General features: G+C 67.8%; 21 protein-coding genes. 13 read left to right on the top strand and 8 right to left on the bottom strand.

Features of this window, described 5'->3' with window-relative positions; all coding sequences use genetic code 11:
• Positions 1-30 precede the first annotated feature (30 nt).
• Entirely contained in the window at positions 31-882 is an 852-nt protein-coding gene (locus AC5JBD_RS05900) for an MBL fold metallo-hydrolase (RefSeq protein WP_495720830.1), read from the top strand.
• Positions 883-996: 114 nt separating this feature from the next.
• Here the strand turns inward: AC5JBD_RS05900 and AC5JBD_RS05895 are convergent, their stop codons facing one another.
• The 4 genes from AC5JBD_RS05895 to AC5JBD_RS05880 form a co-directional block, all read right to left on the bottom strand.
• A complete protein-coding gene (locus AC5JBD_RS05895) occupies positions 997-1,608 on the bottom strand; it encodes a hypothetical protein (protein WP_495720829.1) in 612 nt (203 codons plus the stop codon).
• A 113-nt stretch (positions 1,609-1,721) separates the two neighbouring features.
• Complete coding sequence (locus tag AC5JBD_RS05890; RefSeq protein ID WP_495720828.1) at positions 1,722-2,192, bottom strand: hypothetical protein; 471 nt, start codon at positions 2,190-2,192, stop codon at positions 1,722-1,724.
• Positions 2,193-2,216: 24 nt separating this feature from the next.
• Positions 2,217-2,420: a hypothetical protein gene (locus AC5JBD_RS05885; RefSeq protein WP_495720827.1), complete on the bottom strand. Its 204-nt coding sequence runs from the start codon at positions 2,418-2,420 to the stop codon at positions 2,217-2,219.
• Between the two features lies 1 nt (position 2,421).
• The gene (locus AC5JBD_RS05880) at positions 2,422-2,652 is read right to left on the bottom strand and encodes a hypothetical protein (RefSeq protein WP_495720826.1); all 231 of its coding nucleotides are present in this window, start codon (positions 2,650-2,652) and stop codon (positions 2,422-2,424) included.
• A gap of 141 nt (positions 2,653-2,793) precedes the next feature.
• On the opposite strand from AC5JBD_RS05880, the gene AC5JBD_RS05875 reads away from it, so the two are divergent.
• Complete coding sequence (locus tag AC5JBD_RS05875; RefSeq protein ID WP_495720825.1) at positions 2,794-3,276, top strand: ferritin-like domain-containing protein; 483 nt, start codon at positions 2,794-2,796, stop codon at positions 3,274-3,276.
• 55 nt (positions 3,277-3,331) lie between these two features.
• Here AC5JBD_RS05875 and AC5JBD_RS05870 read toward each other — a convergent pair whose 3' ends face one another.
• Together AC5JBD_RS05870 and AC5JBD_RS05865 are read right to left on the bottom strand one after the other, a co-directional pair.
• The gene (locus AC5JBD_RS05870) at positions 3,332-3,856 is read right to left on the bottom strand and encodes a hypothetical protein (RefSeq protein WP_495720824.1); all 525 of its coding nucleotides are present in this window, start codon (positions 3,854-3,856) and stop codon (positions 3,332-3,334) included.
• A 41-nt stretch (positions 3,857-3,897) separates the two neighbouring features.
• Positions 3,898-4,953, bottom strand: a complete 1,056-nt coding sequence (locus AC5JBD_RS05865) for a GNAT family N-acetyltransferase (RefSeq protein WP_495720823.1) — start codon at positions 4,951-4,953, stop codon at positions 3,898-3,900.
• Between the two features lie 106 nt (positions 4,954-5,059).
• Here AC5JBD_RS05865 and AC5JBD_RS05860 point away from each other — a divergent pair, with 106 nt between their 5' ends.
• The 4 genes from AC5JBD_RS05860 to AC5JBD_RS05845 all read left to right on the top strand — a co-directional run bounded on the left by AC5JBD_RS05860 (position 5,060) and on the right by AC5JBD_RS05845 (position 7,815).
• On the top strand, positions 5,060-5,530 hold the full coding sequence (locus AC5JBD_RS05860) for a DUF2721 domain-containing protein (RefSeq protein ID WP_495720822.1): 471 nt from the start codon (positions 5,060-5,062) through the stop codon (positions 5,528-5,530).
• The gene (locus tag AC5JBD_RS05855) at positions 5,520-5,924 is read left to right on the top strand and encodes a DUF4345 domain-containing protein (protein ID WP_495720821.1); all 405 of its coding nucleotides are present in this window, start codon (positions 5,520-5,522) and stop codon (positions 5,922-5,924) included. Before AC5JBD_RS05860 ends, AC5JBD_RS05855 begins: the two co-directional genes overlap by 11 nt.
• A gap of 92 nt (positions 5,925-6,016) precedes the next feature.
• Entirely contained in the window at positions 6,017-6,775 is a 759-nt protein-coding gene (locus AC5JBD_RS05850) for a hypothetical protein (protein ID WP_495720820.1), read from the top strand.
• A gap of 503 nt (positions 6,776-7,278) precedes the next feature.
• Positions 7,279-7,815 (top strand): hypothetical protein, encoded by a 537-nt coding sequence (locus AC5JBD_RS05845; RefSeq protein ID WP_495720819.1) that lies wholly within the window; start codon positions 7,279-7,281, stop codon positions 7,813-7,815.
• Here the strand turns inward: AC5JBD_RS05845 and AC5JBD_RS05840 are convergent.
• Positions 7,812-8,357, bottom strand: coding sequence for a hypothetical protein (locus AC5JBD_RS05840; RefSeq protein ID WP_495720818.1), 546 nt, complete (start codon positions 8,355-8,357; stop codon positions 7,812-7,814). The two genes, AC5JBD_RS05845 and AC5JBD_RS05840, sit on opposite strands and share 4 nt — an antisense overlap.
• 112 nt (positions 8,358-8,469) lie before the next feature.
• On the opposite strand from AC5JBD_RS05840, the gene AC5JBD_RS05835 reads away from it, so the two are divergent.
• Together AC5JBD_RS05835 and AC5JBD_RS05830 are read left to right on the top strand one after the other, a co-directional pair.
• A complete protein-coding gene (locus AC5JBD_RS05835) occupies positions 8,470-8,784 on the top strand; it encodes a hypothetical protein (protein ID WP_495720817.1) in 315 nt (104 codons plus the stop codon).
• A gap of 192 nt (positions 8,785-8,976) precedes the next feature.
• A complete protein-coding gene (locus AC5JBD_RS05830) occupies positions 8,977-9,726 on the top strand; it encodes an energy transducer TonB (RefSeq protein WP_495720816.1) in 750 nt (249 codons plus the stop codon).
• Between the two features lie 2 nt (positions 9,727-9,728).
• Here the strand turns inward: AC5JBD_RS05830 and uvrB are convergent, their stop codons facing one another.
• Positions 9,729-11,936: an excinuclease ABC subunit UvrB gene (uvrB, locus tag AC5JBD_RS05825; protein WP_495720815.1), complete on the bottom strand. Its 2,208-nt coding sequence runs from the start codon at positions 11,934-11,936 to the stop codon at positions 9,729-9,731.
• Between the two features lie 71 nt (positions 11,937-12,007).
• Between uvrB and AC5JBD_RS05820 the strand changes: the two genes are divergently transcribed.
• The 5 genes from AC5JBD_RS05820 (at position 12,008) to AC5JBD_RS05800 (ending at position 15,437) form a co-directional block, all read left to right on the top strand.
• Positions 12,008-12,541 (top strand): DUF3617 domain-containing protein, encoded by a 534-nt coding sequence (locus AC5JBD_RS05820; protein WP_495720814.1) that lies wholly within the window; start codon positions 12,008-12,010, stop codon positions 12,539-12,541.
• Positions 12,542-12,543: 2 nt separating this feature from the next.
• A complete protein-coding gene (locus AC5JBD_RS05815) occupies positions 12,544-13,011 on the top strand; it encodes a DUF3617 domain-containing protein (RefSeq protein WP_495720813.1) in 468 nt (155 codons plus the stop codon).
• 15 nt (positions 13,012-13,026) lie between these two features.
• Positions 13,027-14,367, top strand: a complete 1,341-nt coding sequence (locus AC5JBD_RS05810; RefSeq protein WP_495720812.1) for an amidohydrolase — start codon at positions 13,027-13,029, stop codon at positions 14,365-14,367.
• 12 nt (positions 14,368-14,379) lie between these two features.
• The gene (locus AC5JBD_RS05805; protein WP_495720811.1) at positions 14,380-14,910 is read left to right on the top strand and encodes a DUF3617 domain-containing protein; all 531 of its coding nucleotides are present in this window, start codon (positions 14,380-14,382) and stop codon (positions 14,908-14,910) included.
• Positions 14,911-15,041: 131 nt separating this feature from the next.
• On the top strand, positions 15,042-15,437 hold the full coding sequence (locus AC5JBD_RS05800; protein ID WP_495720810.1) for a VOC family protein: 396 nt from the start codon (positions 15,042-15,044) through the stop codon (positions 15,435-15,437).

The following is a 15,437-nucleotide window of genomic DNA, read 5'->3' as shown; positions in this document are numbered from 1 at the left end:
CCATCCGCGGCCCTTTCTCGTTGCGCCTCCATGCGCATCCATCATCTCAATTGCGGCACCGACTGCCCGTTCGGCGGGGCCTTCTTCGACGGCCGCAGCGTCAGCCCGCTCGGCCGCCTGGTCTGCCATTGCCTGCTGGTCGAGACGCCGTCCCACGGGCTGGTGCTGATCGACACCGGCTATGGCCTGAGGGACGTCCATCATCCGCATGAGCCGCCGGAGCCGCGCATCACGCCGGTGATGCGGGCGATGCTCAACATCCGCCTGCGCGAGGAGGAGACCGCGATCCGCCAGATCGAAGCGCTGGGCTACAAGGCCGGCGACGTGCGCCACATCGTGCTCACCCATCTCGATTTCGACCATGCCGGGGGGCTGGAGGATTTCCCGCACGCGACCGTGCACCTGATGGACAAGGAATATCAGGCGGCGACCGGCCCGCGCGAAGGCTTTGTGCCGCGCAACCGTTACCGGCCGCGGCAGTTTGACGAGATCCGCAACTGGAAGCGCTACGGCGTCAAGGGCGAACCGTGGTTCGGCTTCGAGGCGGTCCGCGATCTCGACGGCCTGCCGCCCGAGATCCTGATGGTGCCGCTCCCCGGCCACACCTGGGGCCATGCCGGGATCGCCGTGCAGGACGAGGACGGCTGGCTGCTCCACGCGGGCGACGCCTATTTCTACCGGCACGAGGTGCGGCGCCGGCAGCGCAAGTGCACGCCGGGCCTGCGCCTCTACCAGACGATGATGGAGACCGACCGCAGGCTCCGCCTCGCCAACCAGAAAAGGGTGCGCCGCCTTTCAGTGGAGAAGCGCGACAAGGTGCGCGTCATCTGCGCCCACGATCCCGTGGAATTCGAGCGCTGCGCGGCGGGACGGCCGCTTTAGGGCATCCAGAGAACCCGTCACCCCGGCGAGCCGGGGTCTCAGGACGAGAAGGCGCCGGCGCAGTTTCTCACTGAGATCCCGGCTTTCGCCGGGATGACGCAGGACACTTGGTCTTTAGCTGCCGCTGCTTGGCGAGCCGCCGCCGCCTTCACTTCCGCCCGAGGCCTTGCGCCGGGAGCCGCCGCTCTTGGCGGCACCCGATGTGCTCTTGGCCTTGGCAGCGTTGCTCTTACCGCCCGACTTGGCGCTGGCAGCCTTGGCGCCGCCAGATGCTTTCTTCGCTGCGCTCTTCGCCTTTCCGCCGCTGCCGGCCTTGCCGCCGCTGCTGCGCTTCCGCGGCGTCGAAAGCGGTTCTTCCGAGCCGGAGGCGCGGGAGCCGCCGCCGCTCGAGCTGCTGCCGCCCTCATCGAGGTTGAAGACACGCCGGAAGGTGTCGGTAGCGGCGGCGACGAGCTGCTCGCCGATCCGGCTGGCGTTGGCGGCCGCTTCCTCGGTCGCGTCGGCCGCATCCTTGGCCGTCTTCTTCGCCGTGTCCCTTACCTTCTGGTTGGCGGTAAGCGCCGCTGCGGCCGTGACCAGCCCGGCTGCGATCACGCTGCGGGCGATCGGGTTCTGGGCGAGCTCGGCCGCCTTCTGGCCGAATTCCTTCAGCGCCGCCGGAATGCGTTCGGTGCCCGACTGGTCGCCGTTCGCACCGCCCTGATTGTCGGATTTGTCCTTAGCCATTTGCCGTCTCCAGCCTGATTCATAACTGACCCGTAACAGACGTGCGGGAGCGCGAACAGTTCCGTTCGCGCTCCCGCAGTCTTGGCGAGACGTCGCTCAGGCGCGGCGTGCCGTTATTGCTCTTCGTCCCGTTCGAAGCTGCCCTGGCCGCGATCCTGATGCTGCTGCTGGTCCTGCAGCAGCTCGTCGGCCTGCTGGTCGAGCTGCAGGTTCTCGGCGGGATCGGAGCCGCCTTGCTGGCTGATGCTCCCGCTCCCGCGGCCGCCGCCCTGCTGCTCGTCATACGCTTCGCCGCGGCTCTGGCCGCCTTCCTGGCTGTTGCCATAGCCAACCTGTGCCTGCTGCTGGCCCTGGTGATTGGCCTGGTTCTGGGCATTGCCGTAACCGCCGCCGCCGCTGCTGCCGCCCGGCGCGGCCATGTCGCTCTGCGAGGGGCCGCCGCCCATCTGCTCGCCGCCCGTGCCTTCCTGCATCTGGTCGCGCGTGAAGTCGCCGCCGCGCTCGCCGGTCTCCTGCGATTGCTGAAGATCGCGGCCTCTGAGCTGATCCGCGTCCTGGATGCCGCTATTCTGCTGATTGGTCATATCGTCTCTCCTTGAAAATCGTCCTTAGCGGGCGGGCTCGTGATCGCCCGGCCCGCGGCCGAGATCGTCGTAGCGATAGGGCTCGCCGTCAGGATTGACGCCGGTGGGGTTGGGGGTGACGACCTCGCGCCCCTCCTCGCCGCGGCCCTTCGCTTTCTCGAGATCCTCGGGGATTTCGTTGTGGCGCGCTTCGTCGCTCTCGGGGAGCGGATGGCCCTTGCCGTCCATCTCAGACGCCCTCGTCCAAATCGATCGGGCGCTTCACCGCGCGGTCGATCGGGCGCGGGCCGTGCGGAGGCTCCTCGCCGGCGCCCGCCATCGTGTCGCTGTCATAATCCTCGCGCGGATTGCCGCCGCCGCCCGCGCCCGAGCCGCTGCCATGCACTTCGCCGCTCTTCGGATCGAACGAAGCCGGCTTGCCGCGCTCGCTCTCTTCGGGACCGGTCGGTCGCTCCTGCACCTGAAGCCTCCTTGCCTTTGCTCGACGGGATGAACGCGCCCGGCGACACGCCCGTTCCCCGCCCCCATTTGTCGAGCCGGCCGCACCCTTCTCGTTGCCGGTGCGTTACGTCACCGGATTTCCACCCACAGGAGTAAAACCATGTTCGACAAGAGCCATGACATCAGCGTGCTCAACAGCCTGATCGAGACGACGATCGACAGCGTCGACGGCTACCGCCGCTCGGCCCAGGAGGCGACCAACAGCCGCTTCAGCGCCGCCTTCCTGGAGCGCGCCAACGAGCGCGAGCAGGTCGTCTCGCAGCTGCGCGACCAGGTCCGCCAGCTCGGCGGCAATCCGGAGGATGACGGCAGCGTGCTCGCCGCCGCCCACCGCGCCTTCCTCTCGCTGCGCGACAAGGTGACGGGCAGCGACGACGCCGCCGTCATCGCCGAGGTCGATCACGGCGAGAGCTACCTCAACGGCAAGTGGGAAACCGCGCTGCGTGACGACCAGCTCTCGACCGAGACCCGCAGCCTCATCCAGAGCTGCTACGACTCGGTCCGCGAGGGCCGCGACACTTTCCGCCGCCTCCACGAGGATATGTCCTCGACGACCGGCGCGGGCACCAGCACGAGCTACTAAGTTCGACGCTTTGGGAAGGGCGCGTTCCGAAGGTGGAGCGCGCCCTTTTTCGTGCCTAGCCGGAGAGCCTTTCGCAGGCTTCGGCGAAGGCGTCGATGAGCTGGGGAGGCGGCGGCTCTACCGGGCCGATCCGCTGGGTGCCGTAGAGGGCGGTGACCTGACCGGCATTCCGAAGCAGCGCCTCCAGATTGGCGGGGATCGGCCCCTCAGCCGCGACGCCGTTTGGACGGGACAAATCCGCCACCAGCGTCACCGGCTCCTCGCCGAGGCCGAGGCTGAAGCGATCCTCGCTCCCGATGGCGGTGAAGCCGGGCACTTCGACCGTCAGGCGCGCCGGCGAAGCAAGACATGCGACTTCCATGCGGGCGTCGCCGCGCTCGACCAGCCTCAGCTCCATCGTACCCCCGGCAACGACACTCTCCCACGTGGAGGTCGGGGCCGGTGCCGCCTCGAGCGGCTGAGGCGCCGGCTGCTGTGCGGCCGGTGGGCCGGACGGCGTGGGCAGCGTGTCCGGTTGGTCCGGTTGAGGCGCAGGCCCGCAGCCTGTGAGGAGGGCGAGCAGGATGACGATCCGCTTCATGTTCGAGCCACTGCACGGACACGGCGGCGCCTGGCAAGCCGCTATCGGGCAGAGCGCTCCCAGAGCGGGCGCAGCAGCGCGGCCGCCAGCCGCCCCCGGACCAGCAGGCAATCGATGATGTCGGGCCCGGGCACCTCGCCGATGATGCTCTTGTGGCCGCCGTCGCCGGCACCGTCGTCGAGGATCTGGATGCCGCGCCCGGCGGCGTCGATATAGGTGCGGTAGGCCAGCAGCTTGCCGGGGCTGTGGCGGGCAAAGGCCTGATCGTAGCTGTTGGCGATGCAGTAGCGGGTGCGGCCCGCCTCGATGCCGAAGCTGAACGCGGCCGGCTTTCCGTCTATGTAGAGGAGGCCCGCATGCATCATCGCCGCGAGCGCGGGGTCCTGCGCCGCTCTCTCCCAGAGGGCGCGGCGATTGGCGTCAAGGAATTTGGCGTCGGCGCCTCGCGTCTCGCCGACCCAGCTTCTGCGCTCGATAGCTGCGAGATCGTCGAAGAGCTCGGGCGTCCAATCGCCGCCGGACGCGAAACGCCACTCGACCGCGCCGTGCGCGGCGAGATGCTTCTCGTGCTGGCGATTCTTCTTCAGCGTCGAAGAGCGCGGCCAGCCGCCCGACGCCCGCGCCTCGCCGACGTCCATTGTGAAGCTGGTCGCGATCCGCCGCTCCAGCAGTTGCCAGCCGGCGCCGGGAGCCACGCGGCGGATGCGGCTGACGGTGGGGTCATCGGCGTTGGCGGGCCCGATGCGTACTGCCCAGCCGAGCGCCGCCTTGGTCACCGGGCTGGCGAGGAATGCCCCAACCTCCGCATCGTCGGCATCGGCGGCAATCGGGAAGCTGCGGATCGGCCAGTAGCTGCCGGGCACCGCCCGCACGAGGGGCGCCGCCCTGACGCTCGGAAGTGCTGCGACGAGGCCTCTGGAGTTGGAGGCGATGAGTGTCGTGGCACCCTCCCCCGCCGCGGCCTCAAACCAGGCCTTGCGCAGGAAGGCGTGGCGCGGATCGGCATGCGCGGCCACCTCGTCGAGGCCCGCGTCTATTCCGCTCGCCACCCGCACGTCGACGTCCGGACCGGAGGTTCTGGCTGTTAGTCCGTGCAACTTGGTGTTTCGCTTCTCCAGGATCGGCAGCGGCTTAGCCGGCAAAAGTGACGATCCGGTAAGCCGCGGTTGACGCGCCGCCCCGCCACGGCCCAATCAGGATCCCATGAACGGGGCGGGCATCGCATCGATCGCCGAGATCATCCAGCTGGCGATCGCGCCGGTCTTCCTGCTCGTCGGCATCGGCAGCCTGCTCAACGTCATGACCGGCCGCCTCGCCCGCATCGTCGACCGCGTCCGTGCGCTCGAAGAGGACGTGCTCACCGCCGACGAGCAGCGCCGCCGCGACGATGTCGGCGAGCTGGCGGTGCTGTCGCGGCGGCTCAGCATCAGCCAGTGGGCGATCGCCATGTGCACCATCTCGGCCGTTCTCGTCTGCGTCATGGTCAGCCTGCTCTTCTTCGGCAGCATGGGTGCGACCAGCTTCGCCTTCGCGGTCGCCGTGCTGTTCATCGCGGTGATGGCGGCGCTTACCCTCGGGCTCCTGCTGTTCTTCCTCGAGGTGACGATCTCGACCCGCGTCGTCCGGGTGCGGGAGGAATATGTCCGCGCCGGGAGGATGAAGCGTGACGCCTGACCTCGAGCGGCGGCTGCTGCAGGCGAGCGTGGCGCTCGCCTCGTTGGTGCCGCTGTCGATGGGCGGCCTCAGCATCCTCAAGGGCGCCGACGTGATCAAGGGCATGGACCCGCCCTTCCCGATCGATCTCGACAGCCATTATCGCTACCTTTCCGGCCTGCTGCTCGGCATCGGCATCGTTTTCGTCGCCTCGATCCCGCGCATCGAGAGGCACCGCACGATCTTCCTCACACTGGGCGCGGTCATCCTCGTCGGCGGCCTCGCCCGCCTCTGGTCCCTGGTCGAGGTCGGACCGCCCAGCCGCGGCCACCAATTCGGCCTGGTGATGGAACTCGTGGCGGTGCCGCTGATCGTGCTGTGGCAAGGCCGCATTGCCCGGCGCTGCTCGGGCTGACGTCCGCAGGAGAGAGTTGCAGCGCGAGCGCTCCTGTATTAATGTTCTAACACAGCGATTTTCTATGCGCTGTGCGGGAGCAAGAGCAAGCCATGCGGGCCTTGAGTGATGCCGATCTGCTGACTGCCGGCGGCGCGTTCGACAGCGAGGAGCTGGCGGACCGGCTCGAAGGCGGACGCAAGAAGCGTCGCTACGCCTATCTGGCCTGGCTCTGCCTCGGTTCCCACTACCTCTATCTCCGCCGCCCCGTGATCCAGGCGCTGTTCTGGCTGAGCCTGGGCGGCCTGTTGATCTGGTGGGCGGTCGATCTCCTGCGCATCCCGGCGCTGGTCGAGCAATATAATCGCAGCGCCGTCGGCAAGCTGCTCAAGTCTTGGCAGGCGCGACTGGACTGGCGCCTGGAGGCAGCCAGACCGACCGCGCCGTGGCCGCTCCAGAGGAGTGGTTACGCAGAGGAAGCTGAAGAGCCGGCTCCTGCGCCTGAGGCCCAGCCGGAACGCGAATACGCACCTCGCCCGACCGGATACGCGGCTGCGCGGCGGAACTTCAGGCCGGCGGCGGCTTATGCGCTGGTCGCGCTCCTGCTGGCCGTCCTGGTCGTCCCTGTGCTGGCGCCGAGGCCGATCTATCCCCGCGGTGCGTACGAGCCCTCTCATCGGACGCTGCGACAGGTCAATATAAGGGCGACGCCGAGCACGAGCGGCGCCGTCCTCGACACCGTCCCGAAGAACATCCTCATCAGGGGAGAGGTGGTGGAGGTGGCGGACGCAACGCCTTCCACCTGGCTGAAGATCACGCGCGGTCCCCAGACCGGCCGCTACGTCGCCATCCAGAATCTCGGCCGGCGCTGATCCGAAGCCCATAACGAAAACCGCTCCGCCTGCCGGAGCAAGCGGAGCGATCCTCGCGTAAAGCGGACCTCAACAGGCCCCCGGAAACTGGGCAGCAATGATCGTGCCACGACGCAAAGCTGCGGTTCACCGTGGTAAAGCGGATTGGTTTCGTAAAGATTAGCGACATTCGAGGAGTGCCGGCGCAGCTGCGACATCGGGGCTCCAAATGCGTTGAAGGGTCGCCGGGCGGACTTGCCCGACGACCCTCCGACATGGTCAGCGGCCGGATGCTCCAGCCCGGAGGACCACTAGAAAGCCTAGGCTTTCGTCCCCCGAACGAGCAGAACCGCGCCTCTTGCTGGACCATGAGACATCGGATCACCTCCTTTCGCTTGTTGAAGAGGAGGCAACTATGAGTCGGGCCGAGTCGCCGATCAAGGCTTGTAATGAATTAGTTTGACGCTAGGATTCCTGGCTTCCGCCTGCCGGCCCGACCGGCGCCTCTGAAGAGGCTTCCCACCTTGCGGCTTTCCGGTTTTTCGATCCTTTTCCTGGCCCTGCTGCTCTGCGCCTGCACCAGCCGCACGCAGCAGGTGCTGCCGCTGTCGCGGTCGATCGTCGGAGCGAGCCAGGTGACGAAGGTGGAGATGGTCGTTCAGCCCGCTGCGCGCGCGTCGGTGGCCGCGCTCGACGAGCGGGCGAGCCGATCGGGCGACGAGGGGTATGAGGCGGCTCCGCTGGCACAATTGCTGCCGGACATGATCCGCGATGCGACCCGCAAGCTGGGTCTCACGAACGAGCGCGAGCTCAAGCTGTTGCTCGAGATCGACGATCTCCAGACGGCCAGCGCCGGCGCAGCGATGTTCGGCAAGGAGGATCGGCTGGCGGGCACCGTCTTCATCCGCGACGCGGGCACGGACGAGCTGCTCGGCCAGCTCTATGTCGACGTCAATGCCCGCAGCAGCGGCCTGATCGGCCTCGCCACCCGCGGCGGGGTCCGCGAGCGGATCGCCGAAGCTTTCGCCACCCGCATCGCGAACGCGCTGGCAGGGCGCTAGGCCCGGCAATCCTCCACGACCCGGGCCGGCTCGGGCCAGGCGGGGATGACCAGCATCGTCTGGCCCGGCACTTCGACGGTGAAGCGGCCGCGGCTGAAGGCGATCTGGTCGAGCAGGCGGTCGCTCGCCGGCACGGTCGCATGGACATAAGGCAGCGGCTCGGCCTGCAAAGAGACGGGCAGGTTGCGCGCGCCGTAGGAGGTGCGGACAGTCATCATGTTGCCGCTCGCCCGCCCCTCACGCCAGAGCGAGACCTGGCGGGAACCGCGGTCGCAGCGGACGCTGAATTGTGCCTCACTGTTGGCGGCGCCGAACTGCGCCTGGCTGGTGCCGCCCTGGTTGCTGTAGACCCAGGCGCCGGGCGTAAGTGCGACAAGGCTCCAGTCGGCCGCGGCTGGCGGCGGGGGCGGCGGTGCCGGGCGCGGCCGCGGCGATGCCTGGGGCTGCTGGACAGGCGGCGGCGCCGGCGTCTCGCGCTTCGGCACGCAGCCGATCAGGACGGCCACCGACCCAAGCACCAACACCGCACGCACAGATTTCATCGCCACGCTCCGCAACCTTCATGTTTCAACCATGGCGCCCGCAAATCGATCCCGACGCGGCGATTGGCTTATCCGAAGACGAGGCCTATCGCACCCCGGAAAGGAGCCGCCGATGCGCCGCCTCGCCCTCATCCTGCCGCTGCTCGTCGCCGCCTGCGCGCAGCCCTTCGAAGGCCGGGTCGCCGCCCGCCTCGCCGATGCCGGCCTGTCGCGGCCGATGGCGGACTGCATGGCGAAGCGCTGGGTCGACCGGCTGAGCCTGGTCCAGCTCCAGAAGATCTCCGCCCTCTCGGAGGATCTGAAGCGGGAACGGAGCGAACGGCGGCTGACGGTGGCGCGCTCTATCGATCGGGTGCGGGAGGTCGACGATCCCGAGATCCTGAGGGTCGTCACCAGCTCCTCCGTCGCCTGCGCGCTGAGGTCCTAGCAGAGCGACGGACTGGCGGCGGGTCTTGGGGCCGAAGGTGGCGAAGCTCGGATCGGGTTCGGCACGATATTCGGGCGCGGCCCCGAGAGAGCTTCTCCGGGGGAAGCGATCGGCGAGGCCATGCGTTCTTCATTCGTGGGTCATGTCTGCCGAGTCATGCTCGCGGCACCCACGGGTAACGGCAGTGCAGGGATGGACCAGGCCAGCAACAGCGACCGGATCAAGTCGGCGGCCGCCGTCGCGGCCTTCCACGCGCTGCTCGGTTACGCATTCGTCACCGGTCTCGGCATTGATGTGACGCAGCGCGCATCGGAGACGCTGAGGCTGTTCAACATCATGGATCCCCCTCCTCCGCCGATCGAGGAGGTCATCCCGGCGGAGAAAAGAACCGAAGCGCCGGAGGGCGAGGCCTCGCCGCAGAATCTCAAGTCGAAAGCCACTCCGGTCGTCGCGCCCGAGCCCAAGGTCCGGCTGGAGGTGCCGCCACCAGTGGTTGCCGCGCCCGTGCCGGCGCAGGGCAGAGAGAGCTCGACCGGCGCGGCCCCCGTTCCCGGTCCGGGCACCGGCGCGGGCGGGATCGGCACCGGCACGGGCAGCGGTGGCCAGGGCGACGGCACCGGCGGCGGCGGCCTGAGGCAGCGGGCGCGGCTGTTGGAGGGCGAGTTGTACCGCCGGGATTATCCGCGGGCCGCGAGGCGCGCCGGCATCGGCGGCCGTGTGGTGGTGCGGATCGACATCGGCGCCAACGGCCGGGTCAGCCAGTGCAGCATCGTCCAGAGCAGCGGCAATGCCGACCTCGATGAAACCAGCTGCCGCCTGATCCAGCGCCGCTACCGCTACGCCCCGGCTCGCGATGCCGCCGGCCGGCCCGCTCCGGACTCGGTCCGTGAGGGCCATGTCTGGTTTACCGACCGTCCGCCCGATGGCCCGCCGCCTTCCTGATCTCAGTGCCGCGCGGCTCTCGCCCTCTTCTCCGCCCGCGCGGCCTTCTGCTTGCCGTAGCGGGTGGTGCGGGTGCCGGGCTTGCCGCTGATCGACTGGCCGCGCGGCATGGCGCGCTTCTCGGTGTCGGGGAGGCCCAATTCGTCGGCCTGGAGGCGGCGGATCTCGTCGCGGAGGCGACCGGCCTCCTCGAATTCGAGGTCGGCGGCGGCCTTGCGCATGCGCTGCTCGAGATCCTCGATGTACGCGCGCAGGTTATGCCCGACGAGATGCGGCGCCTCCTCGTCGCCCGTGTCGACCAGCACGGCGTCGCGCTGCGACACGTCTGCCAGAATGTCGCTGATGTTGCGCTTGATCGTGGTCGGTGTGATGCCGTGGGCGGCGTTATATTCTTCCTGTTTCTGCCGGCGGCGGTTGGTTTCGTTGAGGGCGCGCTCCATCGAGCCGGTGATGCGGTCGGCATAGAGGATGACGCGGCCCTCGACGTTGCGGGCGGCGCGGCCGATCGTCTGGATCAGCGAGGTCTCGGAGCGGAGGAAGCCCTCCTTGTCGGCATCGAGGATGGCGACGAGGCCGCATTCGGGGATGTCGAGGCCTTCGCGCAGCAGGTTGATGCCGACCAACACGTCATAGACGCCGAGGCGCAGGTCGCGGATCAGCTCGATGCGCTCCAGCGTCTCGACGTCCGAGTGCATGTAGCGGACGCGGAGGCCCGCTTCGTGGAGGAACTCCGTCAAATCCTCGGCCATGCGTTTGGTGAGCGTGGTGACGAGGGTGCGGTAGCCCTTCCGCGCCGTTTCCTTGGCTTCGTAGATCAGGTCGTCGACCTGGTCCTCGACCGGCTTGATTTCGACAGGCGGGTCGATGAGGCCGGTCGGGCGGATGACCTGCTCGGAGAAGACGCCGCCGGTCTGCTCCATCTCCCATGAGCCGGGCGTCGCCGAGACCGCGACCGATTGCGGGCGCATCGCGTCCCATTCGTTGAAGCGCAGCGGCCGGTTGTCGATGCAGCTCGGCAGGCGGAATCCATATTCGGCGAGCGTGATCTTCCGCCGGTGATCGCCCCGCGCCATCGCGCCGATCTGCGGCACCGTCTGGTGGCTCTCGTCGACGAACAGGAGCGCGTTCTCGGGCAGATATTCAAACAAAGTGGGCGGCGGCTCGCCGGGGAGGCGGCCGGTGAGGAAGCGGCTGTAATTCTCGATGCCGGCGCAGGAGCCGGTGGCGGCGATCATCTCCAGGTCGAAATTGGTGCGCTGCTCCAGCCGCTGCGCCTCCAGCAGCTTGCCTTCAGCCACCAGCTCCTTGAGCCGCTCGGCAAGCTCGTGGCGGATCGCCTCCATCGCCTGCTTGAGCGTCGGACCCGGGGTCACATAGTGGCTGTTGGCGTAGACCTTCACATAATCGAGGCTGGCGATCTTCTTGCCGGTGAGCGGATCGAACTCGACGATCTCCTCGATCTCGTCGCCGAAGAAATTGATGCGCCAGGCGGTGTCCTCATAGTGGGAGGGGAAGATCTCCAGATTGTCGCCGCGGACGCGGAAATTGCCACGCGCGAAGGCCTGGTCGTTGCGCTTGTACTGAAGCGCGACGAGCTTGCGGATGATCTCGCGCTGGTCCTCGGTCGCGCCTTTCTTGAGGCTGAAGACCATCGCCGAATAGGTCTCGACCGAGCCGATGCCGTAGAGGCAGGAAACGGAGGCGACGATGATCACGTCGTCGCGCTCCAAGAGCGCCCGGGTGGCCGAGTGGCGCATCCGGTCGATCGCCTCGTTCACCGAGCTTTCCTTCTCGATGTAGGTGTCGGAGCGCGGCACGTAGGCTTCGGGCTGGTAGTAATCGTAATAGCTGACGAAATATTCGACCGCATTTTCCGGGAAGAAGCTCTTGAACTCCCCGTAAAGCTGGGCGGCGAGGATCTTGTTCGGCGCGAGCACGAGCGCCGGGCGCTGCAGCTCCTCGATCACCTTGGCCATGGTGAAGGTCTTGCCCGAGCCGGTGACGCCGAGCAGCACCTGCGTCTGCTCGCCCTGCCGCATCTGATCGACGATCTCCGCGATCGCGGTCGGCTGGTCGCCGGCCGGCTCATAGTCGGAGACGATGCGCAAGCGCTTGCCGCCTTCGGCCTTTTCCGGCCGCTGCGGACGGTGGGGAACGAAATTCTCGCCGGTCTCCGGCTCTGCGAGGCCGGTTCTGATCGCTATCGCCATCGCTTCCATATGGTCATTCCGCCGCCGTCCCGCTAGCGTCACGGCAAGAACAACAGGGGGATAACTGAAAGATGCGCAGCCTGGTCCTGCTTCCTTTGCTTGCCCTTGCCGCCTGCTCGGGCGGCGGCGAGGATCCTACGGCTCAGAACAAGGCGAAGGCCGAAGCCGCCAAGAACCTGCAGCTCGCTGCCGGCCAGTGGCAGATCTCGACCGAGGTCACCCGCTTCGACAGCCAGGATAACGGGCCGCCCAAAATCAACACGCCGGTCGGCACCAAGCACGAGGCGAGCGCCTGCGTCGCCGAGGGCGAGGGCAAGAAGCCGGCCCCTGTCCTTCTCGCCGGGGATGAGGATTATGAGTGCGAATATGGCAGCTTCTACATGTCCAGCGGGACGCTCAACGCGCAGCTGAACTGCCGCCGCGACGGGCTTTCCGGCGAGATCAGGATGACGGTCGACGGCACCTATACGGCTGACAAGATCGACGCCGAGCAGAGCATCTCGACCTTCCTGTCGGGCACCGGCGACGTCACCATGCAGACCAAGCTCACCGGCCGCCACGCCGCCCCGGCCTGCGCGGCGGCGGGCGACGCCAAGGCGAGCTGAAGGTGATCACGGGCAGGCTGATCAAAACAGGGGCCATCCCGCTCCTGCCGCTCCTGCTCGGCGCGGCCGACGCGCAGCTCGCACCGGGTCTTTGGGAGGTGATCAACACGCCCGGCGTCGCCACTCTCGACGGGCGCGCATTGGAAGACCTGCCGCTGGGGCCGATCAAGACCCAGGAGATCTGCCTGACCCCCGACCAGGCGGCGGACCCCGCCCGCTTCTTCGCACGCGATACCGAGGCGGACTGCCGGATCACCAGCGCTACGATCGCCGGCGGCAGGATCGAGATCGTCGGCGCCTGCCCCAACTCCGAGGAAGGGAATGAGGGTGAAGTGACGCTGAGCGGCCGCTATGGCAGCGACAGCTACGAGATCGACTTTGCGACCAAGGCCGAGGATTTTCAGGGCGTGATGACGTTCAGCGGCAAGCTCACCGGCCGCCGCGTCGGATCATGCGGCGGCACCAGTTAACCGAACAGAGGAACCATGCGCTTCAAACTCCTGATCCTGGCGAGCGCCTTTGCCGCCGCCCCCGCCCTCGCCGCGCCGGATTTCTCGGCGGCGGTGAAGGCCGATTACGACCGGCAGCTCCGGGCGATGTTCGAGGATTTCCACAAGAATCCGGAACTGAGCTTCAAGGAGAATCGCACCGCCGGCATAATGGCGAAGCAGCTGCGCGCGGTCCCGGGCATGACCGTCACCGAAAAGGTTGGCGGCACGGGCGTGGTCGGCGTGCTGAAGAACGGGAGCGGGCCGACAGTGCTGGTCCGCGCCGACATGGACGGGCTGCCGCTCGAGGAGAAGAGCGGCCTTCCTTATGCCTCCGCCGCGAGGCAGACCGGAGTGGACGGCGTCGAGAACCCGGTGATGCACGCCTGCGGCCACGACGTGCACATCACGTCGATGGTCGGCACGGCGCGGCAACTCGCGGCGATGAAGGATCGGTGGAAGGGAACCGTCGTGTTCATCGTGCAGCCGGCCGAAGAGCGGGTCGGCGGCGCCAAGGCGATGATCGCGGACGGGCTCTACACGCGCTTTCCCAAGCCGGATTACGCGATCGCCTTCCACGTCGCGTCGGACCTGCCGACGGGCAAGGTCAGCGCGGCGGAGGGCATCCAGTATAGCTCGGCCGACAGCGTCGACATCATCGTCCACGGCGTCGGCGCGCACGGCGCGTCGCCCAACGCCGGCAAGGACCCGGTCTTCATCGGCTCCCAGATCGTAGTGGCGATGCAGGGCATTATCGGCCGCGAGATCGAGCCGCTGAAGCCGGCGGTGATCACGGTCGGCGCCTTCCACGCGGGCACCAAGCACAACATCATCTCCGACCGCGCCCACCTGCAGCTCACCGTCAGGGCCAATGACGAGCCGACGCGGGCGCAGCTGCTGGCCGCGATCAAGCGCACGGCGGAAGGGATCGGCCGCGCCAACGGCCTGCCCGAGAACAAGCTGCCCGAGGTGAAGGTCTCGGAAGGCACGCCGACCACGATCAACGATGCCGCGCTGGCCCGGCGACTCAATGCCGCCATGGCCCGCGACCTTGGCGCCGACGCGCTCGAGCCGTTCGTCCAGACCGGCATGGGCGCTGAGGACTTCGCCTATTTCGTCGAGCAGAAGCATGGCATCAAAGGCTATTACTTCGCCGTGGGCGGGACGCCACAGGCCGCGTTCGACGCCGAGAAAGCGGGCGGACCGCCGGTGCCGTCGCACCATTCGCCGCTGTTCAAGATCGATCCCGAGCCTTCGGTGCGCCTCGGCACCGAAGCGACGACCGTCGCGGTGCTCGACCTGCTGAAGCCGGGCGCCTCCGCGGCGGCCGGAAACTAGGAGAAAAAGAAGATGCGTCGACTGCTGCTGCCTTTCGCCCTTGCCGGCGCCCTCGCCGCCTGCGGCTCCGAGCCCGAGGCGGAGAAGAAGGGCGACATGACGGCCGAGGAAGTGGCGGACGAGCTCAGCGGCATGAAGATCGAGCCGGGCCAGTGGGAGGCGACGAACGAGATCCTCTCGGCGAGCGCGCCCGGCGTCCCCGCTGACGCGCTGAAATCGATGGTCGGTCAGAAGAGCACCGTCAGCAACTGCATCACGCCCGAGCAGGCGGCCAAGCCCAGCGCCAACTTCCTCGCCGCCCAGCAGAGCAACAATTGCACCTACCAAGACTGGAACATGGACGGCGGCAGGATGACCGGCACCATGACCTGCGAGGGCGGCGGCATGCCCGGCAAGGTAGTGATGAACATGAGCGGCGATTACGGCCCCACCGCCTACAACCTCGATATGGATATGAACACGACGGGGCTGCCGGGCGGCATGACGATGACGATCAAGGCGAAGACCACCGGCCGCCGGGTCGGCGAGTGCACGGCGACCTGAAATTCCTCCCCAGCAAAAGCTGGGGAGGGGGACCATGCGAAGCATGGTGGAGGGGAAATCGGGGTACGACCCTTCCACCACCCTTCGGGTGGTCCCCCTCCCCACGGCTTCGCCGCAGGGAGGAATGAAAGATGATCGGATATGCGACTGTAGGGACGAACGATCTCGACCGCGCCCGCGGGTTCTTCGACGCATTGTTCGGCACGATCGGGGCGAGCCGGAAGATCGAGCTGCCGCACGGCTTCACCCTTTACGGCACGAGCATGGGCCGGCCCGGCGTGGTGGTGACGCCTGCCTATGACGGCAAGCCCGCGACGCCGGGCAACGGCAACATGATCGCAATTCCCGTGGACAGCCGCGACAAGGTCGACGCGTTCCACGCCAAGGCGCTGGAGCTCGGCGGCAGCGACGAAGGTGCGCCTGGCCTGCGCGGCCCCGAAGGCGACAAGGCCTTCTACGGCGCCTATTTCAGGGACCTCGACGGAAACAAGTTCTGCGTCTTCCGGATGGGCCCGGCCGACGCTTGA

The sequence above is a fragment of the Allosphingosinicella sp. genome (assembly GCF_059502505.1).
The sequence above is the reverse complement of the archived record's forward strand: the minus strand, read 5'-3'. Positions and strand labels throughout refer to the sequence as shown.